Origin of the sequence: Photobacterium satsumensis (assembly GCF_050336935.1) — a bacterium.
Classification (GTDB): Bacteria; Pseudomonadota; Gammaproteobacteria; order Enterobacterales; family Vibrionaceae; genus Photobacterium; species Photobacterium satsumensis.
The window spans coordinates 1-976 of record NZ_JAKJSK010000033.1 but is presented as its reverse complement, the minus strand read 5'-3'; the positions used below and the strand labels follow the sequence as shown (position 1 = coordinate 976).

Below are 976 nucleotides of genomic sequence, written 5' to 3'. Positions count from 1 at the left end.
TTAACCTTCGGGGGGGCGTTTACCACGGTGTGGTTCATGACTGGGGTGAAGTCGTAACAAGGTAGCCCTAGGGGAACCTGGGGCTGGATCACCTCCTTAACGATATGACTGCGTTTTATGCAGTGTCCACACAGATTGCTTGGTCGAAATGTAAGAGAGCGCCAATGTTGCCCAACAACATTGGCAAGAAACACTTAGTCCCATTCGTCTAGAGGCCTAGGACACCGCCCTTTCACGGCGGTAACAGGGGTTCGACTCCCCTATGGGACGCCACGGGTCGTTAGCTCAGTTGGTAGAGCAGTTGACTTTTAATCAATTGGTCGCAGGTTCGAATCCTGCACGACCCACCATTTCCTTTCCACGAAGGAAAGCAAGTTTGCTTCTGCTTTTTAAAGCGGAGTCAAATAAGCAACTATCGTGGGCGATTAGCTCAGTTGGGAGAGCACCTCCCTTACAAGGAGGGGGTCACTGGTTCGAGCCCGGTATCGCCCACCACTTTTTCCTTTATGCYTCKGCTAAAGAAAAAGAACCCATTATGGGGCTATAGCTCAGCTGGGAGAGCGCCTGCCTTGCACGCAGGAGGTCTGCGGTTCGATCCCGCATAGCTCCACCACTTTCTAAACACTTTATTGATAAAGTYGTTAGAAAGTGGTTTTTTATCCCTTTGGGGATAACGAAACACATGCTCTTTAACAATCTGGAAAGCTGACTAGTAAATTCAATCGAATGATTGATTTATTTWAAGTTTTTATCGAAAGATAAAAACGAGTTCTCAAGCAACACACATTCAAGTGTCTTGTGTAAGAGTCCGGCGAAACAACAGTCCATCAYAACTCAGATGGACAACCTTGGTTGTTGRCCRTACGAAACCTCTTGGGGTTGTATGGTTAAGTGACTAAGCGTACACGGTGGATGCCTGGGCAGTCAGAGGCGATGAAGGACGTGCTAACCTGCGATAAGCCAAGAGAAGATGGTA

Annotated in this window: 4 tRNA genes and 2 rRNA genes; all 6 read left to right on the top strand. The window is 48.1% G+C overall.

Annotated features, from left to right (window positions below):
• A 16S ribosomal RNA gene (locus L4D79_RS29840) occupies positions 1 to 99 on the top strand; the annotation flags it as partial.
• 98 nt (positions 100 to 197) lie between these two features.
• Positions 198 to 273, top strand: a tRNA-Glu gene (locus L4D79_RS29835).
• 1 nt (position 274) lies between these two features.
• Positions 275 to 350, top strand: a tRNA-Lys gene (locus L4D79_RS29830).
• Positions 351 to 419: 69 nt separating this feature from the next.
• Positions 420 to 495: transfer RNA gene (locus L4D79_RS29825), tRNA-Val, on the top strand.
• A 42-nt stretch (positions 496 to 537) separates the two neighbouring features.
• Positions 538 to 613: transfer RNA gene (locus tag L4D79_RS29820), tRNA-Ala, on the top strand.
• A gap of 272 nt (positions 614 to 885) precedes the next feature.
• Positions 886 to 976: ribosomal RNA gene (locus L4D79_RS29815) — 23S ribosomal RNA — on the top strand; the annotation flags it as partial.